The sequence below is a fragment of the Sphingopyxis sp. genome (assembly GCF_019459305.1).
GTDB lineage: Bacteria > Pseudomonadota > Alphaproteobacteria > Sphingomonadales > Sphingomonadaceae > Sphingopyxis.
The window spans coordinates 1-17,741 of the sequence record NZ_JAIBES010000048.1 but is presented as its reverse complement, the minus strand read 5'-3'; the positions used below and the strand labels follow the sequence as shown (position 1 = coordinate 17,741).

Below are 17,741 nucleotides of genomic sequence, written 5' to 3'. Positions count from 1 at the left end.
AAAGCTGGCGGCTGAAGGCCGCCAGCTACCCCGTCTGCGCAGAATTCCAGACGCGGTTTCAGGACATGGATATCAACGGCCACCTCAACAATGTGGCCTTTGCCGCGTTGTTCGAAAGCGGCCGCGTGCTTCTCAACCGCCAGGTCCGCCCGCTCGGCGAGCGGCCCGCCAACGAACGCACCATGGTCGCCGCGGTCGAGATCAATTATCTCGCCGAGGGCAATTTCCCCGATCCGGTCGAGATCGCGACCGGCATCGGCCGCCTCGGCACCTCGAGCTGGACGATCGTCCAGGCGATGTTCCAGAATGGCCGCTGCATCTCGACCTGCGACACGGTGGTCGTGTGCCGCACCAACAATCAGGCAAAACCGCTGCGCGCCGAAATGGTCGCCGAACTGACCGCCAATCTGGTGACGCCAGTTTAGGTTCTTCTCCCTTGATGGGAGAAGGATACGCAGCCTTGCTGCGAAGCAGCTGGGCGGAGTTGCATGAGGGTGACCGTGCATCCTCGTGCCGCTGTTTCAGGCCGGGACCGCACCCTCACCGCTGCGACTTAGCCAGCAAGCTGGCAAGTCTCGCTGCCTCCCCCATCAAGGGGGAGCGCTATCAATCGTCGATCGTCGTATCGGTATCCGGCACCGACCGGATCAAATCGCGCGCGAAGCCGATCAACCCGATCTGCCGCCGCCGCTTCAGCCGCTCGGCGCGCAGGATCGCCATCACTGCACCATAACATGCATCGACGTCATCGTTGATCAGCACATAATCATAGCCATCCCAATGACTGATCTCGTTCGCGGCGCGCGCCATCCGAGCTGCAATCACCTCGTCGCTGTCGGTGTTGCGCGCGCGCAGGCGGCGTTCCAGCTCTTCCATCGTCGGCGGCAGGACGAAGACGCGCACCACATCGGGACCGGCCTCCTGATACAGCTGCTGCGCGCCCTGCCAGTCGATGTCGAACAATACATCCTTGCCGGCGTCGAGCAATTCATCGACCCGCGCGCGCGGCGTCCCATAGCGGTGGCCAAAGACATGCGCCCATTCGAGGAACTCGCCGTCGGCGGCCATCTGCTTGAAGGTTTCGACATCTACGAAATGATAATCTTTGCCATCGACCTCGCCGGGGCGCGGCGGCCGGGTGGTGGCCGAGATCGACAATGCGATGTCGGGATCGACCCCCAGCATCTTTTTCGAAATGGTGGTCTTGCCCGCGCCCGACGGCGAGGAGAGGACGAACAACACGCCGCGGCGGTCGAGGTGGACGCTTTCAGCCATGGCCGCTATTCGCGAAAGGCGCGCCAGCGGTCAAGCGCGAAGGGGACACGGCATGGCAGGAATTTCGCGTAAAGGCTGGCTGGTCGCCGCGGCATTATTGGCAGTATTCACCGCGATCCTGTTCGCAATGGGCCGCCCGCCGATCTGTCCGTGCGGGACGATCAGCCTGTGGCACGGCTCCGTCCAGTCGGATCAGAACAGCCAGCAGATTTCGGACTGGTACAGTTTCAGCCACATCATCCACGGCTTCATCTTTTACGGCCTCGGCCGCTGGCTGCTGCCGCGCCAGCCGCTCTGGGTTGCACTGGCGCTGGCGATCGGGATCGAGGCGGCGTGGGAAATCCTCGAAAATTCGCCGATCATCATCGGCCGTTATCGCGAAGTGACGATGGCGTTCGGCTACAGCGGCGATTCGATCCTCAATTCGGTCAGCGACGCGCTGTTCATGATCGCGGGCTTCCTCGCCGCCAGCCGGATGCGCTGGTGGGTGACGGTCGCCATCGCGATCGTCTTCGAACTGTTTACCCTGTGGACGATCCGCGACAATCTGACCCTCAACGTGCTGATGCTCGTGTCGCCGGTCGAGGCGATCAAGGAGTGGCAGGCGGGGTCATAGGCTGCTCAGCGCCATCACCGCACCGCATGAACCGGCGGTCGAACGCCTCGACCCCCACCGCCGCGCCGTTCTCGATCACGAAGCGATATTCTTCGCCCTGACCGGGAACCAGCTCGGCGCGCACCGTGTCGGGCACCGTGCCCCGCTCGCTGCTCGCGTGCAGCAGCCCCATCGCCAGTTCCAGCCTCGCGCCCTGCGGCGTGACCCCGATCGTCCCGAAATCGGCATCGCAACAGCGTCCGGCATAAGCGGCTGGCGACAGGCGGAGCTGCGAAACCCGCGCCGCACGTTCGGCGCGCTGCGCCGTGACCTTTTCGACCTGTTTGGCCCATCGTCCCGCAAACGCGTCCATCTGTTCGGCCGCTTTGGCATCGGCGTGCTCGGCGCCGTGCAGATACCAGTCATAAGCATAAAGCGCCGCGAGATCGACGATCCGAAACCCCGCGCCTTCATCGTTGGTTGCCACCGCAACCCCCAGCCCGGCGGCGGGCAGCACTGAAACATGCGCGCGCGCGCCTATGAAAGAACCGAAGGCGTGATAGAGCGTCTGATCCTCATAAGGCCCGGCGTACCAGTCCAGCCCATAATAGCCGGTCCGCCGGAACGGCCCGAAACTGGCGTCGAGCGTCGCCACCCGCGCGCGCGCCGCCGCTGCCGCCTGCGCCAATTTGCCCTCGTCCACAAGCTGAAGCATCAGCCAGAGCGCCATGTCGTTCGCGCTCGCATACATGCCGCCCGCGGAGTGCATCGTGCGGTCGTCCTTGACCAGATACAGGCGCTCGGCGCTTCGATAGGGTGCCGCAACCGGCTACCCGCTGTGATTGGCAAGCCCTTCGGTCAGCGTTCCGGTCATCGCCAGCGGTGCGAGCAACTCGCCCCGCACAATATCCTGCCAGCGCCGCCCGATGCGCCGCTCGACCTCCCCGTCCGTGTGTTGCCTATGCAATACAGCGGGCGGCGGCGATGGCAAGGTACCGGTTCCTCGTCAGTGGATGGCGGTCGGCCGCTGATCGTCGAGCGGGATGGCGGGGGGCAATGCGTCGCCCATCGTCTGCCCGTCGGGGGCAAGGTCCGCGGTCCCGGCATAGCTGTCGACGACCCCTGCCTGCGCCAGTTGCGGGTCGATCGCATGCGCGGCTTCTGCGGCCTGACGCGCCTCGGCGCGCTCGGCCCATTTCTTGGTCAGATAACCGGCGGCGGCCCAAGCCGCCATCGCGGCATAGCGCTGCGGAAACAGCCGCCGCGCCGCAAACAGCGCGCCCGCGCCGATCACCGCGCCGGCAACCGGGTGATTGCCCTGTTTCCTGCCGATTGCGCTGCCCAGAACGCCGCCAACGATCCTGCCTATCATACCCAAATCTCCTTCTCCCCCTATCAATTCGCTAAGGGGGCTTCGGGTTCCGGCCCCAGCATTGCCTGCGGATCGACCAGCCGGTCAAAGGTCGCGGCATCGACATAGCCAAGACCCAGCGCCGCTTCCTTCAGTGTGCTGCCACTTTCATGCGCGTGCTTGGCGATCTTTGCCGCCTTGTCATAACCGATTTCAGGGGCGAGCGCGGTGACAAGCATCAGCGAGCGGTTCACCAACTCTTCGATGCGGGTGCGGTTCGGCTCGAGTCCCGCCACGCAATGTTCGGTGAAACCCGCCATCCCGATCGCCATCAGCTCGATCGAACGCAGCACATTGGCGCCGATCAGCGGCTTGAAGACATTGAGCTCCAGATGCCCCTGCATGCCGCCGACGGTCACCGCCTGATGATTGCCGATGACCTGGCCCGCGACCATCGTCAGCATCTCGCACTGGGTCGGATTGACCTTGCCGGGCATGATCGAGCTGCCTGGCTCGTTCGCGGGCAGGTCGAGCTCCCCGAGTCCCGCGCGCGGCCCCGATCCGAGCAGGCGGATGTCATTCGCGATCTTGGTCAGCGCCACGGCGAGCGTATTCAGCGCGCCGGAGAAAAACACGAGTCCGTCGTTCGACCCCAGCGCTTCGAACTTGTTGCGCGCCGGTTCGAACGCGATTCCGGTCGCGCGGCTGAGCTCCGCGGCGATTGCGGCGTCGAAGCCCGCAGGCGCGTTGAGCCCGGTGCCGACCGCGGTACCGCCCTGTGCCAGCTTGTTGATATTATGCGCCAGCGCCCCCTCGACTCGCGCCCGGCACGCGATCAGCTGCGCGACATAGCCCGAAAACTCCTGCCCCAGCGTCAGCGGCGTCGCGTCCTGCAAATGGGTGCGGCCGATCTTGACGATGTCGCTCCATGCCGCCGCTTTCGCCGCCAGCGCATCGGTCAGCGCGATCAGCGCGGGCAGCAGCCGTGCCATGGTTTCGACCGCCACCGCGACATGGATCGCGGTCGGGAAACTGTCGTTCGACGACTGGCCCATGTTGACATGGTCGTTGGGATGGACCGGCGCCTTGCCGCCGCGTGTCCCCGCCAGCGCTTCGTTGGCGATCCCCGCGATCACCTCATTGGCGTTCATATTCGTCTGCGTGCCGCTGCCCGTCTGCCAGATGGCGAGCGGAAACTGGTCGTCATATCGTCCGGCCGCGACGGCATCGGCGGCGGCGGCAATCGCGTCGGCCAGATTGGCATCGAGCCCATGCGCGCGGTTGACCCGCGCCGCTGCACCCTTGATCCGCGCCAGCGCGTGGACGATCGGCAGCGGCATGCGCTCGTGCACCGGAAAGGCGAAATTATGGCGGCTGCGCTCGGTCTGCGCGCCCCAATAGGCGTCGGCGGCGACTTCGATGTCGCCGATGCTGTCGCATTCGATCCGCGTCGCGGTCATTCCGCCAGCGTCCGGGTAACCAGCGCAGCGCCCGCCCAGATCATCGCGACGAGGCCGAGCATCTTCCAATATCCCGTCTCACCCACGCGGCGGCGCAGCCACCCGGCGAGCAGCCAGACAAGGACCAGCGCAGGGGTCAGAATCAACAGGCTGAAGCGAAGTAGGCCGTAGGCGATCTGACCGCGTGCGGCACCGTCCTTGAACAGCGTCATGCCCTCGACGCTCCACCAAAAGGCGGCGGTCAGCACCAGCATCCCGGCGAGCGCCCAATATTGCCAGAACCGGCTGGGGGGCCATGGCGACGCCACGGCGTTACTTCCGCTTGCCGAAATCCACCGTCACGACGTTCGACCCGTCTTCGTTTGTCACGTCAGGGCGGTCGTTGTCGGCCTCGTCATGCGGTTCGGGTGCGGTCGCCTCGTCGTCGCTGACCTGGAATTGCAGACCGAAATCAACCGATGGATCGACGAAGGCAGTGATCGCCGCATAAGGAATCGTCAGGATCGACGGGGTCTGGTTGAACGACAGCCCGACACTGAAATGGTCGTCAGCGACTTTCAGATCCCAGAAACGGTTCTGCAGCACGATCGTCATTTCGTCGGGAAATTTGGCGATCAGATGCGCCGGAATGTTAACTCCCGCGGCCTGCGTCTTGAACGTGATATAGAAATGATGCTCGCCGGGCAGGCTGTCATAGCCTTCGATCTGGCGCAGCACACGGCCGACCACGGCACGCAGCGCGTCCTGCACGATTTCGTCATAGGGAATCAGGCTGTCGCGGACTTCGTCACTCATGGGGCAGGGGGATGAACGGAGCGGGCGGATGGGTCAAGGGGGGAGAGTCGCCTTGCATGGTGAAAAGTGGCTGCTATGGGGCAGTCCATGCGAACCGCAACCGTCCAGCGCACGACCAAGGAAACCGACATCGCAATTGCCGTCAACCTCGACGGCACCGGCGACTATGCGGTGTCCACCGGCATCGGTTTCCTCGACCATATGGTCGAACAATTGTCGCGCCACTCGCTGATCGACATTTCGATGCAGGTGAAGGGCGATTTGCATATAGACCAGCACCACACGGTCGAGGATTCGGCGCTCGCGCTCGGCGAAGCGGTGGCGAAGGCGCTCGGCGACAAGCGCGGCATCGCCCGCTATGGCGAAGCGCATGCGCCGATGGACGAGACGCTGACGCGCTGCGTGCTCGACATTTCGGGGCGCCCGCACTGCGTTTACAAATCCAGCTTCTCGCAGCCGCGATTGGGTGAGATGGACACCGAGATGTTCCCGCACTGGTTCCACAGCTTTGCCCAGGCCGCCGGGATCACACTGCACATCGAGACGCTCTACGGCGACAACAACCACCACATCGCCGAAAGCATGTACAAGGCACTAGCGCGCGCGCTGCGTCAGGCGGTCGAGATCGACCCGCGCAAGGGCGATGCGATTCCCAGCACGAAGGGTGTCCTCTAGGACTAGCCGATGACTGCCATTGCCCTGATCGACTATGGCGCGGGCAATCTTCGCTCGGTGCATAACGCGCTCGTCGCAGCGGGCGCTGCGGATGTGGCGGTCACTGCTGACCCCGATATTGTCGCCAAGGCCGACCGTATCGTGCTGCCCGGCGTCGGGGCGTTCGCTACCTGTATGAACGGGCTAGCCGCAATCTCCGGCCTCGTCGAAGCGATGGAACGCCGCGTCCGCACCGACGGCGTCCCCTTCCTCGGCATTTGCGTCGGCATGCAATTGCTCGCCGATGCGGGTGAGGAGCATGGTCGCCACGCCGGGCTCGGCTGGATCGGCGGCACCGTCCGCGCCTTTGATCCCGCGCCTGCGCTGCGCATCCCGCACATGGGCTGGAACGACGTCGTCCCTACCGCCGCGCATCCGGTGATCGCGGCGGGTGAAGCCTATTTCCTCCACGGCTATCATTTCGCCGACACCGCCGACGTGCTCGCGACAAGCAGCCACGGCGGCGTCTTCACTGCCGCCGTCGGCCGCGACAATATGATCGGCGTCCAGTTCCACCCCGAAAAAAGCCAGGCATACGGCCTCGCGACGCTCGAAAGGTTTTTGATGTGGCGGCCCTGACCATCTTCCCCGCGATCGACCTCAAGGGCGGGCAGGTGGTGCGCCTGGCCGAGGGCGATATGGCGCGCGCGACGATCTATGGCGATGATCCGGCGGCGCAGGCGCGGTTGTTCGCAAAGGCGGGCGCAACGCACCTGCATGTCGTCGACCTCGATGGCGCCTTTGCGGGAGCCAGCGTCAACGGCGCCGCGGTCGAAAGCATCATCGCGGCTTTCCCGGGGAAGGTGCAGGTCGGCGGCGGCATCCGCGACCGCGCCGGGGTCGATCGCTGGCTGGCGCTTGGCGTCGACCGCGTGATCATCGGCACCGCAGCGCTCAAAGACCCCGAATTCGTCAAATCGGCCGCGCGCGACTTGCCTGGGCGGATCGTCGTCGGGGTTGATGCCCGCGACGGGATGGTCGCGACCGAGGGCTGGGCCGATGTGTCGGACGTCCGCGTCGAGGATCTGGCGCGGCGCTTTGAGGATGCCGGGGTCGCGGCGCTGCTGTTCACTGATGTCGGCCGCGATGGGTTGCTCAAGGGCTGCAATGTCGAGGCGACGGTCGCCTTGGCGCGCGCAGTGGCCATTCCCGTGATTGCGAGCGGCGGGGTTGCGGACATTCATGACATTCACGCACTGCGCCCACATGTGGGTGACGGCATCGAAGGCGTGATTACCGGAAGGGCGCTCTACGACGGGCGCCTGGACCTGGGCGAGGCGATTGCGGCGGGAGATTCCCCTTCTGCTGGCGGGAGGGGGTAGGGGAAGGCATGCTAAATAAGCCACCCCTCACCAATATGCCCTCCCCCAACCCCTCCCATAAATGGGAGGGGAGCAGATGACAGTCCGCATCCGCGTCATTCCCTGCCTCGACGTCGCCGACGGCCGCGTCGTCAAGGGCGTCAATTTCGTCGACCTGCGCGATGCCGGCGATCCGGTCGAGGCGGCGCGGGCTTATGACGCTGCGGGCGCCGACGAGCTGTGCTTCCTTGATATTTCCGCTAGCCACCAGGGCCGCGGCACGTTGCTCGACATGGTCAGCCGCACCGCCGAAGTCTGCTTCATGCCGCTCACTGTCGGCGGCGGGGTGCGCAGCGCCGACGATGCGCGCGCGCTGTTGCTCGCGGGCGCCGACAAGGTTGCGGTGAACAGCGCGGCGGTCGCGCGACCCGAACTCGTCGCCGACATTGCCGACCGCTTCGGCAGCCAGTGCGCGGTCGGCAGCATCGACGCGCGGCGCCTTGCGGATGGTCGGTGGGAAATCTTCACCCATGGCGGGCGAACACCGACGGGTATCGACGCGCTCGAACATGCCGTTCGGCTTGCCACGCTTGGCGCGGGCGAATTGCTCGTCACCAGCATGGACCGGGATGGCACCAAGGACGGCTACGACCTCGCGCTCACCCGCGCGATCGCCGATGCGGTCAGCGTACCGGTGATCGCCAGCGGCGGGGTTGGCAACCTCGACCATCTGGTCGCGGGCGTGCTTGAAGGCGGCGCCAGCGCGGTGCTGGCCGCCAGCATCTTCCATTTCGGCGAAGCGACGATCGCCGAAGCCCATGCGCGGCTCGCCGCGGCCGGCGTGCCCGTCCGCGCCCACTGACGGATCTCCCCGCATCGGGGCTGGTCAGGCGGAAGCGGGGCTGCAATAGCAGCCCGATGATCGCCCAACTCCGCCTGTCGCGCCGCGCCAATGAAATTTTCCCGATCCTCGGCTTCGTCGCCGCGCTCGCCAGTCTCGCGATGCCGCTCAACGCTTGGCTCGTCGCCGTCATCCTGATGGGCGCGGTCGTCGCAGCGGTCCACCATGCCGAAGTGATCGCGCACCGCGTCGGCGAACCGTTTGGCACCCTGATCCTGGCGCTCGCGGTCACCGTGATTGAGGTCGGGCTGATCCTCACCTTGATGCAGGCCGAACCCGAAAAGGCGCAGACGCTGGCGCGCGACACGGTGTTCGCCGCGGTGATGGTCATTGTGAACCTGTTGCTGGGGCTCTGCCTGCTCAGCGGCGCGATCCGCCACCACGAACAGCGCTTTCAGCGCACCGGGATGGGCGCCGCGCTCGCGACATTGACGGTGCTCACCGTCGTCACGCTGGTGCTGCCCAATTTTACGTCGAGCGCCCCCGGCTCCTACTACACGCCCGTGCAGCTTGGCTTTGTCGCGGTCGTGTCGCTCATCCTCTACGCGACCTTCGCGCTGGTCCAGACGGTGCGCCACCGCGATTATTTCCTGCCTGAACCCGACGCCGATGCCGATGGCGACGGTGTCCCCGATGCCCATGCCGAACCGCCCACGATTCAGCGAACCTCCATTTCCGGCGCATTGTTGCTGGCCAGCCTTGTCGCGGTCGTGCTCCTCGCAAAAAATCTGTCGCCGGTGATGGGGGTGCTGCTCGCCGATTGGGGTGCGCCGCCCGCGGTGCTCGGTGTGTTGATCGCGGCGCTGATCCTCGCGCCCGAAGGGCTGGCGGCGGTGCGCGCGGCGAAGGCCGACCGGCTCCAGACCAGCCTCAACCTCGCACTGGGGTCAGCGCTCGCGACGATCGGCCTCACCATCCCCGCGGTCGCGGTGCTGTCAATCATCACGGACATGCCGATCAGCCTTGGCCTCGATGCCAAATCGACCGTGCTGTTGTTCCTGTCGCTGATCGTCGCGTCACAGACGCTGGCAAATGGGCGCACCACGGTATTGCAGGGCGTGATCCACCTGATGCTGTTCGCGATCTATCTGTTCACGACCTTCGTGCCCTGACCGCTGCCCCCGCGCAGCGGGGGCAGATGGATGTCGAAGCTTTCATCGCTGGGTAAAGCCGACAACGGCCCCCGCCTGCGTGGGGGCGACGCTATGTCTTCCGCACGAACACTGTTCCCGCCGAATAGCCCGCCCCGAACGAACAGATCAGCCCGGTGTCGCCCGCGACCATATCCGCATGGTTCAGGTGAAAAGCGATGATCGACCCGGCGCTCGACGTGTTGCCATAGGTGTCGAGCACCGTCGGGCTTTCGTCGCCGCTCGCTTCATGCCCCAACACGCGCTGCGCGATCAGGCGGTTCATGTTGGTGTTCGCCTGGTGCAGCCACAACCGACGCATGTCGCTGCCTGTCAGCCCCAGCACCTCCATCTGCTCGACGATCATGTTCGCGACCATCGGCACGACTTCCTTGAACACCTTGCGGCCTTCCTGGACGAACAATTTATCGCTCTTCGGCCCATCCTGATCGATGCCGCCATGGGCGCGGTTGAGGAAGCCGAAATTGTTGCGGATATTGTTCGAAAAGACCGTCTTGAGCTTGGTGCCAAGGATGTCCCAATGCCCCGCGGGCGCAATCGCCTTTTCCTCGACCAGGATCGCTGTCGCGACGTCGCCAAAGATGAAATGGCTGTCGCGGTCGCGCCAGTTGAGGTGGCCTGAACAGATTTCCGGGTTCACCACCAGCACGCTCTTCGCATGTCCCGCGCGGATATAGTCGGCGGCAGTCTGGATGCCAAAGGTCGCCGACGAGCAGGCGACGTTCATGTCGAACCCGAACCCGTCGATGCCCAGTGCGTCCTGAATCTCGACCGCCATCGCCGGATAGGCGCGCTGCATGTTCGATGCCGCGCACAGCACCGCGTCGACGTCAGCCGCATCGCGCCCGGCCCGCGCCAGCGCATCCTTCGCCGCCGCAACGCCGATTTCGGCCAGGATCGACAATTCGTCATTGCTGCGATCGGGCAGGCGCGGTGCCATATGCGTGGGATCGAGGATGCCTGCCTTGTCGACGACGAAGCGCGATCCGATCCCGCTCGCCTTTTCGATAAATTCGATACTGGACTCAGTCAGTTCGGCGATTTCGCCCGCCGCGATCGCTGCCGCATTTTCCCTATTGTGCAACGCAACATACGCGTTAAAACTCGCAACAAGTTCTTCGTTGGCGATGCGTTCGGCGGGGGTGAACAGGCCGGTTGTGGAAATGACCGGCTGCGGTGTGTGCGACATGATGGACCTGCATGTGTCTTATGGTTTCAAGGCACGCTGATTAGGCCCGCTCGCACCGCCGCGCAACGCCCCTCAACGACGCTGAACAGAGGCCGACGCGATGGTTAACCCGCCGCTAACCAATTTAGTGGCAGATTGCAGAGTTGCAGGCCTCCGGGGGGATGGCTCCCCGGGCGCCGTGCAGGAGCACGACCATGGCGACGCGTTCGGGACCGGCAGCCGGTGATCTGTCGATTGCGGAAATCAAGGAATTTGCGGCCTTTCCGGCAGCGACGCAGCGGTACATCCGCCGCTCGCTCGACATCGGGCTGGAACGCGACGATGCGATCGCGCGCTGGTCGCGCGACATGGTCGAGGAAACCGCGATCCGCGTCCAGGCGCGCGTCTATCAGCGAATAACCGACATCCGCGCGCATATCCCCGATGATAGCGGGCTCGACGCGCTCGAAGGCTTCATGGCGCCGCTCGTCGCGGTGTCGGCGTTCGATCTGGGGCAGGACCGCCTGCCGGGCTTCGCTTCCTACCGCTTCCTTTACGAACGCCTGCTCGGCGCGCATGCGCGGCCGTGGCTGCCTGGCGCCTTCTGCGCCGCGGCCTCGCTGCCGCATCTCCACCCCGACAAGCGGCGCTTGCTGCTCCAGTCGATCAGCGAAGCCGCCGCGACCGCTCCGGGCTGGTCAGCGCGCGAGCCGAGCTTCTACCCGGAGTGGGTCGAGAAGATCGACGAGACCAAACCGGCGAATTGATTTGTGCCGTCATTGCGAGGAGCGGCAATCCAGAGTGGCGTAAACCGCCCCGGATTGCTTCGCTGCGCTCGCGATGATGAACAATACAGGCTTCAATCCTATACCAACGCCCGATACAGCCCAAACGCGCTGGTCGCGGTCAGCACCACCCCGACCATCACCAGCATGACCTTGGGCGAAAAGCGCTTGGCCATATAGGCACCGAGCGGCGCCGCCGCGACGCCGCCGATGATCAGCCCCAGCGTCGGGCCAAGGATTTCCTCGAAACCCAGGTTGGCGATGAACGCGATCGACACCGCAACCGCCAGGAAGAATTCGACGCTGTTGACGGTGCCGACGATCTTGCGCGGTTCGCCGCCCTGAACGAGCAGGTTCGAGGTCACAACCGGCCCCCAACCGCCGCCACCCGCGGCATCGAGAAAGCCGCCGACCACCGCCAGCGGCGCCACGACCTTCGGCTTCGAAATTTTGGGCGGATAAAGAACCCCGCGCACCAGCAGCCAGATGCCGATCAGCACGAGGTAACCAAGCACGAACGGCTTTACCACATCGGCGTCGAGCGAGGTCAGCACATAGGCGCCCAGCACCCCGCCGATCATCCCGGGGATCAGCAGGCGCCAGAACAGTGGCCAGTCGATATTGCCGTGAAACAAGTGGCTCAACCCCGATACGCCGGTGGTGAAAATCTCGACGACATGAATGCGCGCCGATGCGGTCGCGGGCGGCACGCCCAGCACCGCGACGAGCAAGGTGTTACATATCACCCCAAACGCCATACCGAGCGCGCCATCGACCAGTTGCGCAGCAAAGCCAATCAGGATGAAGGGGAGCAAGGCGGAAAAGTCGATGGCCGCTAAATCGATCACAGGATCATCCCAACCTATTAAGTTGAGAACCTGCTGCCGGGATTCATCCCGCTAGGCGAGTCCAATTTTTCTGCTGCCGGTGGAGGGATTTGTTTCCGCGCCGAAATGAGGGCTGCGCTGCGGCGACTCAGATCAGATCGTCGGGCAGATATTCGCGCGCATAATCGATAAACGCACGTAGCTTGGGCATCACCTGCTTGCGGCTCGGGTAATAGAGGAACAGTCCGGCACTGCTCGGCGCGAAATCACCGAGCACCAGTTTCAGGTCACCGCGTTCGATATGTTCATGGACCACGGGTTCTGCAACCATGCCCATTGCGATGCCACTGCGCACCGCGACCATGATCCCGGCAAAATCATTGACAATGACCGGTCCGGTCACCGGGACATCGAACTCGCGATTCCCGTCGACGAACGTCCATGGCAGCATCGCGCCGCTCGACAGCCGCATCCGTACACAGCGATGCGTGCGCAATTCTTCGGGGCGCTGCGGCATTCCATAGCGTTCGACATAGGCAGGCGCTGCGACCGCGACGAAGCGGAACGCCCCCGACAGGCGCACCGCAATCATATCGGCCTCAAGCGATTCGCCCATCCGTACCCCGGCGTCGAATCCCCCGGCATTCAGGTCCGACAGCGCGTCGTCGGCGTAAATCTCCAGCTCGATCTCTGGATAGGTGTCGCAAAATCCAGCGATGATCGGTTCGAACAAGGGCTGGATCGCGCCGCGCATCAGGTTGATGCGTAGCCGTCCGGCGGGCCGGTTGCCCAGGTTGCGCGCTGCTTCATAGGCTTCGGCCAGTCCCGAATAGGCGGGGGCGGCGCGCTCGAAGAACATCTCGCCCGCTTGCGTCAGTCCGACACTGCGTGTCGTGCGCATGAACAAAGGCGCGCCGACGCGTGCCTCCAGCCCCCTGATCGTCTGGCTGATCGCCGAGGGCGATACCCCCAGATCGGATGCGGCGGCGGAAAAACTCCGCCGTTCCGCGACGCGCAGGAAAGCTTCGATCCCGTCGAGCGCCCCATGGGGGATTGTTAAATCCTGCTTCAAAGCACTTGCAGATTATAGAGGATTATCTATCTGCGCAACCGCGCCTAAAAAGGTTGCACAACAAAACGAAAGGACTCTCTCCCATGGCCTATCAGATCTCCTCATTCCGCCGCTTTCCTGCCGCTTTCGCCATCGTAGCCGCTTCGGCGCTGGCCTTCACCGGCCTGATCGCTACCGCAAGCCCTGCTTATGCCCAGTCGGGCAGCGACTATCGCTGCGCCGGTCTCGCCGAACAGGCCCATGTCGCCGCGGGCGGCGTCGAAGGCGGCAAGCAGGCGAGCGCCAAGCGTTTCGTTTCGACCGGCAAGAAGCTGTGCGAAGCGGGCAACGAACGCGCCGCCGCCAAGCAGTTCCGCGCCGCGCTGAAGATCGCCGGCGTCGCCGAAGTCGAAACCGACAGCCAGATGGCGTCGCGCTAAGACGAACCGCTAAGCCAAACAAGACACCAATCTCCGGACCGTCCTCTCCCTCTCCCGACGGTTCCACTAAACTGGGGCGGCACTCACAAAGAGGCCGCCCCATTTGTTTGCGCGCCATATATTCGGGGTCAGCGACGACGGTAGCGAAAATACCAGACCTCGTGCCCCAGCCGACGCGCCTTGGCTTCGTAGCGCGTTTCGGGCCAGCCGCCGGGGCGAACCTGGAAATCCTGCGCGTGCATGGCCAGCCATTCGAACTGGTGGCGGTGGCGGCGCATGACCATCAGCGCGTGTTGCAGATAGATCGGGTGATCGGTGCCAAAACGGAACTCACCGCCGGGTTTCAGCTTGGCCGCGATCAGGTCGAGCGGACCATCATTCATCATCCGCCGTTTGGCATGGCGCGCCTTGGGCCAGGGATCGGGGTGAAGCAGATAGGCAAAGCTTAGCGCGCCGTCGGGAATGCGCTGCAACACCTCCAGCGCGTCGCCATGATGGATGCGGACATTGCCCAGCGGCAACTTTGCGCCGTGATCGCCGGCAACATGGACCAGCGCCTGTGCAACGCCGTTGATGAACGGTTCGGCCCCAATAAAGCCGTGGTCGGGCAGCATGTCGGCGCGCGCCGCCATATGCTCGCCGCCGCCAAAACCGATTTCAAAATGCAATGGCCTGTCATATCCGAACAGCGCCTCGGCGGTAACGTCGCCGTCGGTTGGCACCGCAATCTGAGGCAACAACGTATCGACCAACTCCTGCTGCCCGGCGCGCAGGGGCTTGCCCTTGGAGCGGCCATAGAGGCGGTTGATCGTCGTCGGATCGCCGGGTTTATGCGCAGTCATGCCGCGCCCGTTAGCGCCGCGACCCTGCGGCCGCAAGACAGGCCGCGGTTAAAGCGCGTCGCTGGTGATGCTGTTCGTCTTGTTCTTGCCCCAGGTCGGAACCGCCGTGACGCGGCGGTTGGCGGCGACAATCTCCATCACCCGTTGAGGGGAGGGCAGCCGGTCCCGCGCGGCAAATCCGATATTCTGCGTTGCCGTTACCGCGGTGATGGAGAAACGTGGTTCCGCCGGTTTGTCCCTTTCGGTCATCGCGATCACCTTTGCACCCGGGTCGCGTCCGAGCTCGCGATGCCCATAGCAACCAAGGTAGCCAAAAGGATTTTTGACCAATGGCTTGGCATGCGCAACCTCCTCGATCCGACGCGATTGCTGTCAGAACGGGGAGGAGATGGCAAGTACTGTAGCGCGGTCTCAGGCGGCCAGCGCAGCTTTCAGCTTCTCCACCAGATCGGTGCGCTCCCAGGGGAACGCATCCCCGTCGGCGGTGCGGCCGAAATGGCCGTATGCCGCGGTCTGCTTGTAGATCGGCTTGTTGAGGCCAAGGTGGGTGCGGATGCCCTTGGGCGTCAGGCGCACCAGTTGAGGGATTGCCGCCTCGATGCGGCTTTCCTCGACAGTGCCGGTGCCGTGCAGGTCGACATAGATCGACAGCGGTTCGGCGACGCCGATCGCATAGCTCAGCTGGATCGTACAGCGGCGCGCGAGGCCTGCGGCGACGATGTTCTTCGCGAGATAGCGAGTGATATACGCCGCCGAACGGTCGACCTTCGTCGGATCCTTGCCGCTGAACGCGCCGCCGCCGTGCGGAGCTGCGCCGCCATAGGTGTCGACGATGATCTTGCGCCCGGTCAGTCCGGCGTCGCCGTCGGGACCGCCGATCTCGAAACAGCCGGTCGGGTTGATGTGATAGACGGTGTTGGCGGTGAGCAGTTCGGCGGGCAGCACGTCGGCGATCACCCCAAGGACGTATTTGCGCAGTTCCTGATACTTCGCCTCGTCGCCTTCGCCATTGTGGAAGAAATAACCCGGCGCATGCTGGGTCGACACGACGATCGCGGTCGCTTCGACCGGGCGCTCATTGGCGTAACGCAGCGTGACCTGGCTCTTGGCATCGGGCTCGAGGAAGGGCGCGGTCCCGGCCTTGCGGTCGATGGCCATCCGTTCGAGGATCTTGTGGCTGTAATCGAGCGTCGCGGGCATCAGGTCGGGGGTTTCGTCCGATGCGTAACCGAACATGATCCCTTGGTCGCCCGCGCCCTCGTCCTTGTTCTCGCCAGCATCAACGCCCTGCGCGATATGCGCCGATTGCGGGTGCAGGTTGTTTTCAAAGCGGAAGGTCTGCCAGTGGAAACCCGACTGTTCATAGCCGATTTCACGGACGGTCGCGCGGACCGCGGCTTCGACTTCTTCGGGTACGCCCGGCGCCCAATTTCCGTCTTCGTCCATGATCCCCTTGCCGCGAATCTCACCCGCCAGCACGACCAGCTGCGTGGTGGTCAGCGTTTCGCAGGCGACGCGCGCTTCGGGATCCTTCGACAGGAACAGGTCGACAATCGAATCGCTGATCTGGTCGGCTACCTTGTCGGGGTGTCCTTCGGACACGCTTTCGGAGGTGAAGAGGAAGCTGTTGCGCATGGAAGGCCTTCTGTGGATCGGATATAAAGGAAGCTTTATGTGACGGTGCTGTTAGCGTCCGCGGCGGCGAAAGGCAATGGCTGCGGCGAGCAATAGCAGCGCAAAGCCGACGGGCAGAATGTTGCCATAACTTGCGAACAGCGTGGGGGAGTGCGCGAGCGGCAGCACGGTGTCGATCCGTCCCGCCGCGTGCATCGGCAGCGACTCGCGGATGCGGCCATCGGCATCGATCACCGCGCTGATCCCGGTCGGCGTCGCGCGCACGACGGGCAGCCCTTCCTCGATCGCGCGCAGCCGCGCCTGCGCCAGATGCTGCGGCGGACCCCATGCGCCAAACCACGCGTCGTTCGACGGGTTGAAGATGAAATTGGGGCGGTGATCCCGATCGACGACCTGCCCCGAAAAGATGATCTCGTAACAGATTTGCAGCCCCGCACGGCCGAAGGCGCCAAGGTCGAGGGTGCGAGCGCCGGGCCCGGGCCAGAAATCGATATCGCCGGGTGCAAGCCGCGACAGGCCGAGCGCCGACAGCACCGGGCGCATCGGCAGATATTCGCCGTAAGGCACCAGATGCGCCTTGTCGTAACGCGGGCCAAGGGTGCCGTCGGCATGCACCGTCATCACCGCATTGCGCGCGCCGACAACATCGCCGCTGCGATCGAGTTCGAGCTTGAGCGCGCCGAGCAGCATAAGATCACCGGGGTTCATCAGCGCGGTCAAGCGCGCACGTGCCACGGCGGGCGAGCGGTCGTAATAGACGGCCGGATACCCCCATTCGAGATAATCTGGCACCGCCGCCTCGGGCCACAGGATCAGGCGCGGCGTCTCATCCTTCGGCGCGGTCAGCCGCGCGAGTTTCGCGAAATTCGCATCGGCTTTGGCGCCGACCCATTTGTCTTCCTGGCCGACATTGGGTTGGACAACGGTGATGGGGGTGGCTTCCCTAGAAAGATAATCGCTGCTCCGACTTGCGGCATCCAAAAGGGCTATCGGCACGTAGAGCATCGCTCCTGTGAGCGACCACGTGACGAAGCGAGCGACAGGTCGTCCAGCCAAATTCGGGCGACTTGACCGGTGATAATATGTCCACAGCCAAATCAGGAATCCGACCTGTAAGAGCAGGAGTCCAGATGCCCCATATGTGCCGATCCATCGAATTATTGAGGGTGCGGCGAAGTCGTGAAGCGACACGGCTGACAAAGGGTTCCAAGCAAAGCCAGTGAACACCCAACTGCGCAGCCATTCGGTCAGCGTCCACAGCGCGGCAAAGGCGACAATGAAGGATAGCGAAATCCTCCCGGGAACGGGGTGATGGCGGCCCACAGGGACGACGGAGGGGTCGGAACCCGTCGTCATGACGCGAGGTTGCGACCCCTCAACCCCCCCATAGCGGCGGTCCCCCCCCCCCGGACCCGGGGGGACAAAAAACCCAAGCCCCCCCCCCGCCCAA

General features: G+C 64.3%; 23 protein-coding genes. 9 read left to right on the top strand and 14 right to left on the bottom strand.

The window, feature by feature from the left end:
• Positions 1 to 425 (top strand): thioesterase family protein (locus K0M74_RS05695; protein ID WP_293968998.1); only part of this gene is annotated, 425 nt, incomplete at its 5' end.
• Between the two features lie 181 nt (positions 426 to 606).
• Here K0M74_RS05695 and gmk read toward each other — a convergent pair.
• Complete coding sequence (gene gmk / locus K0M74_RS05690) at positions 607 to 1,275, bottom strand: guanylate kinase (protein WP_293968995.1); 669 nt, start codon at positions 1,273 to 1,275, stop codon at positions 607 to 609.
• Positions 1,276 to 1,327: 52 nt separating this feature from the next.
• Here gmk and K0M74_RS05685 point away from each other — a divergent pair, with 52 nt between their 5' ends.
• Positions 1,328 to 1,891 (top strand): DUF2585 domain-containing protein, encoded by a 564-nt coding sequence (locus K0M74_RS05685; RefSeq protein WP_293968992.1) that lies wholly within the window; start codon positions 1,328 to 1,330, stop codon positions 1,889 to 1,891.
• Here the strand turns inward: K0M74_RS05685 and K0M74_RS05680 are convergent.
• Genes K0M74_RS05680 through K0M74_RS05655 form a run of 6 tightly spaced genes read right to left on the bottom strand, consistent with a single transcriptional unit; the run spans position 1,866 to position 5,476 of the window.
• Positions 1,866 to 2,639 (bottom strand): serine hydrolase, encoded by a 774-nt coding sequence (locus K0M74_RS05680; RefSeq protein WP_293968989.1) that lies wholly within the window; start codon positions 2,637 to 2,639, stop codon positions 1,866 to 1,868. The genes K0M74_RS05685 and K0M74_RS05680 overlap by 26 nt on opposite strands.
• A gap of 60 nt (positions 2,640 to 2,699) precedes the next feature.
• Entirely contained in the window at positions 2,700 to 2,837 is a 138-nt protein-coding gene (locus K0M74_RS05675) for a hypothetical protein (RefSeq protein ID WP_293968986.1), read from the bottom strand.
• A 39-nt stretch (positions 2,838 to 2,876) separates the two neighbouring features.
• Positions 2,877 to 3,242, bottom strand: coding sequence for a hypothetical protein (locus K0M74_RS05670; protein WP_293968983.1), 366 nt, complete (start codon positions 3,240 to 3,242; stop codon positions 2,877 to 2,879).
• Between the two features lie 23 nt (positions 3,243 to 3,265).
• Complete coding sequence (gene fumC, locus K0M74_RS05665; RefSeq protein ID WP_293968980.1) at positions 3,266 to 4,681, bottom strand: class II fumarate hydratase; 1,416 nt, start codon at positions 4,679 to 4,681, stop codon at positions 3,266 to 3,268.
• A complete protein-coding gene (locus K0M74_RS05660; RefSeq protein WP_293968977.1) occupies positions 4,678 to 4,989 on the bottom strand; it encodes a hypothetical protein in 312 nt (103 codons plus the stop codon). Before K0M74_RS05660 ends, fumC begins: the two co-directional genes overlap by 4 nt.
• Positions 4,990 to 4,993: 4 nt before the next feature.
• Positions 4,994 to 5,476, bottom strand: coding sequence for a ClpXP protease specificity-enhancing factor SspB (locus tag K0M74_RS05655; RefSeq protein WP_088440225.1), 483 nt, complete (start codon positions 5,474 to 5,476; stop codon positions 4,994 to 4,996).
• 87 nt (positions 5,477 to 5,563) lie between these two features.
• On the opposite strand from K0M74_RS05655, the gene hisB reads away from it, so the two are divergent.
• From hisB to K0M74_RS05630, 5 genes are all read left to right on the top strand, one after another.
• Positions 5,564 to 6,151 carry an imidazoleglycerol-phosphate dehydratase HisB gene (gene hisB, locus K0M74_RS05650; protein ID WP_293968970.1) on the top strand — a complete coding sequence of 196 codons (588 nt, stop codon included), beginning with the start codon at positions 5,564 to 5,566 and terminating at the stop codon, positions 6,149 to 6,151.
• Between the two features lie 9 nt (positions 6,152 to 6,160).
• A complete protein-coding gene (gene hisH, locus K0M74_RS05645) occupies positions 6,161 to 6,769 on the top strand; it encodes an imidazole glycerol phosphate synthase subunit HisH (protein WP_293968967.1) in 609 nt (202 codons plus the stop codon).
• Complete coding sequence (hisA, locus tag K0M74_RS05640; protein ID WP_293968964.1) at positions 6,757 to 7,512, top strand: 1-(5-phosphoribosyl)-5-[(5-phosphoribosylamino)methylideneamino]imidazole-4-carboxamide isomerase; 756 nt, start codon at positions 6,757 to 6,759, stop codon at positions 7,510 to 7,512. Before hisH ends, hisA begins: the two co-directional genes overlap by 13 nt.
• Before the next feature lie 76 nt (positions 7,513 to 7,588).
• Entirely contained in the window at positions 7,589 to 8,353 is a 765-nt protein-coding gene (gene hisF / locus K0M74_RS05635) for an imidazole glycerol phosphate synthase subunit HisF (RefSeq protein ID WP_293968961.1), read from the top strand.
• 56 nt (positions 8,354 to 8,409) lie between these two features.
• Complete coding sequence (locus K0M74_RS05630; protein ID WP_293968958.1) at positions 8,410 to 9,504, top strand: ionic transporter y4hA; 1,095 nt, start codon at positions 8,410 to 8,412, stop codon at positions 9,502 to 9,504.
• Between the two features lie 91 nt (positions 9,505 to 9,595).
• On the opposite strand, the gene K0M74_RS05625 is transcribed toward K0M74_RS05630, so the two are convergent.
• A complete protein-coding gene (locus K0M74_RS05625) occupies positions 9,596 to 10,732 on the bottom strand; it encodes a beta-ketoacyl-ACP synthase III (RefSeq protein ID WP_293968956.1) in 1,137 nt (378 codons plus the stop codon).
• A 194-nt stretch (positions 10,733 to 10,926) separates the two neighbouring features.
• Here K0M74_RS05625 and K0M74_RS05620 point away from each other — a divergent pair, with 194 nt between their 5' ends.
• The gene (locus K0M74_RS05620; RefSeq protein WP_088440232.1) at positions 10,927 to 11,478 is read left to right on the top strand and encodes a hypothetical protein; all 552 of its coding nucleotides are present in this window, start codon (positions 10,927 to 10,929) and stop codon (positions 11,476 to 11,478) included.
• 98 nt (positions 11,479 to 11,576) lie between these two features.
• Here K0M74_RS05620 and K0M74_RS05615 read toward each other — a convergent pair whose 3' ends face one another.
• Positions 11,577 to 12,344: a sulfite exporter TauE/SafE family protein gene (locus tag K0M74_RS05615; protein ID WP_293968953.1), complete on the bottom strand. Its 768-nt coding sequence runs from the start codon at positions 12,342 to 12,344 to the stop codon at positions 11,577 to 11,579.
• A 127-nt stretch (positions 12,345 to 12,471) separates the two neighbouring features.
• The gene (locus tag K0M74_RS05610) at positions 12,472 to 13,395 is read right to left on the bottom strand and encodes a LysR family transcriptional regulator (RefSeq protein ID WP_293968951.1); all 924 of its coding nucleotides are present in this window, start codon (positions 13,393 to 13,395) and stop codon (positions 12,472 to 12,474) included.
• Positions 13,396 to 13,478: 83 nt separating this feature from the next.
• Here K0M74_RS05610 and K0M74_RS05605 point away from each other — a divergent pair, with 83 nt between their 5' ends.
• The gene (locus K0M74_RS05605) at positions 13,479 to 13,814 is read left to right on the top strand and encodes a hypothetical protein (protein ID WP_088440235.1); all 336 of its coding nucleotides are present in this window, start codon (positions 13,479 to 13,481) and stop codon (positions 13,812 to 13,814) included.
• A gap of 128 nt (positions 13,815 to 13,942) precedes the next feature.
• On the opposite strand, the gene K0M74_RS05600 is transcribed toward K0M74_RS05605, so the two are convergent.
• The 4 genes from K0M74_RS05600 to lnt all read right to left on the bottom strand — a co-directional run bounded on the left by K0M74_RS05600 (position 13,943) and on the right by lnt (position 17,518).
• On the bottom strand, positions 13,943 to 14,656 hold the full coding sequence (locus K0M74_RS05600; protein ID WP_293968947.1) for a tRNA (guanosine(46)-N(7))-methyltransferase TrmB: 714 nt from the start codon (positions 14,654 to 14,656) through the stop codon (positions 13,943 to 13,945).
• A gap of 48 nt (positions 14,657 to 14,704) precedes the next feature.
• Positions 14,705 to 14,905: a hypothetical protein gene (locus K0M74_RS05595; RefSeq protein WP_293968945.1), complete on the bottom strand. Its 201-nt coding sequence runs from the start codon at positions 14,903 to 14,905 to the stop codon at positions 14,705 to 14,707.
• Between the two features lie 162 nt (positions 14,906 to 15,067).
• Entirely contained in the window at positions 15,068 to 16,291 is a 1,224-nt protein-coding gene (gene metK, locus K0M74_RS05590) for a methionine adenosyltransferase (protein ID WP_293968943.1), read from the bottom strand.
• Positions 16,292 to 16,342: 51 nt separating this feature from the next.
• A complete protein-coding gene (gene lnt / locus K0M74_RS05585) occupies positions 16,343 to 17,518 on the bottom strand; it encodes an apolipoprotein N-acyltransferase (RefSeq protein WP_293969001.1) in 1,176 nt (391 codons plus the stop codon).
• Positions 17,519 to 17,741 lie beyond the last annotated feature (223 nt).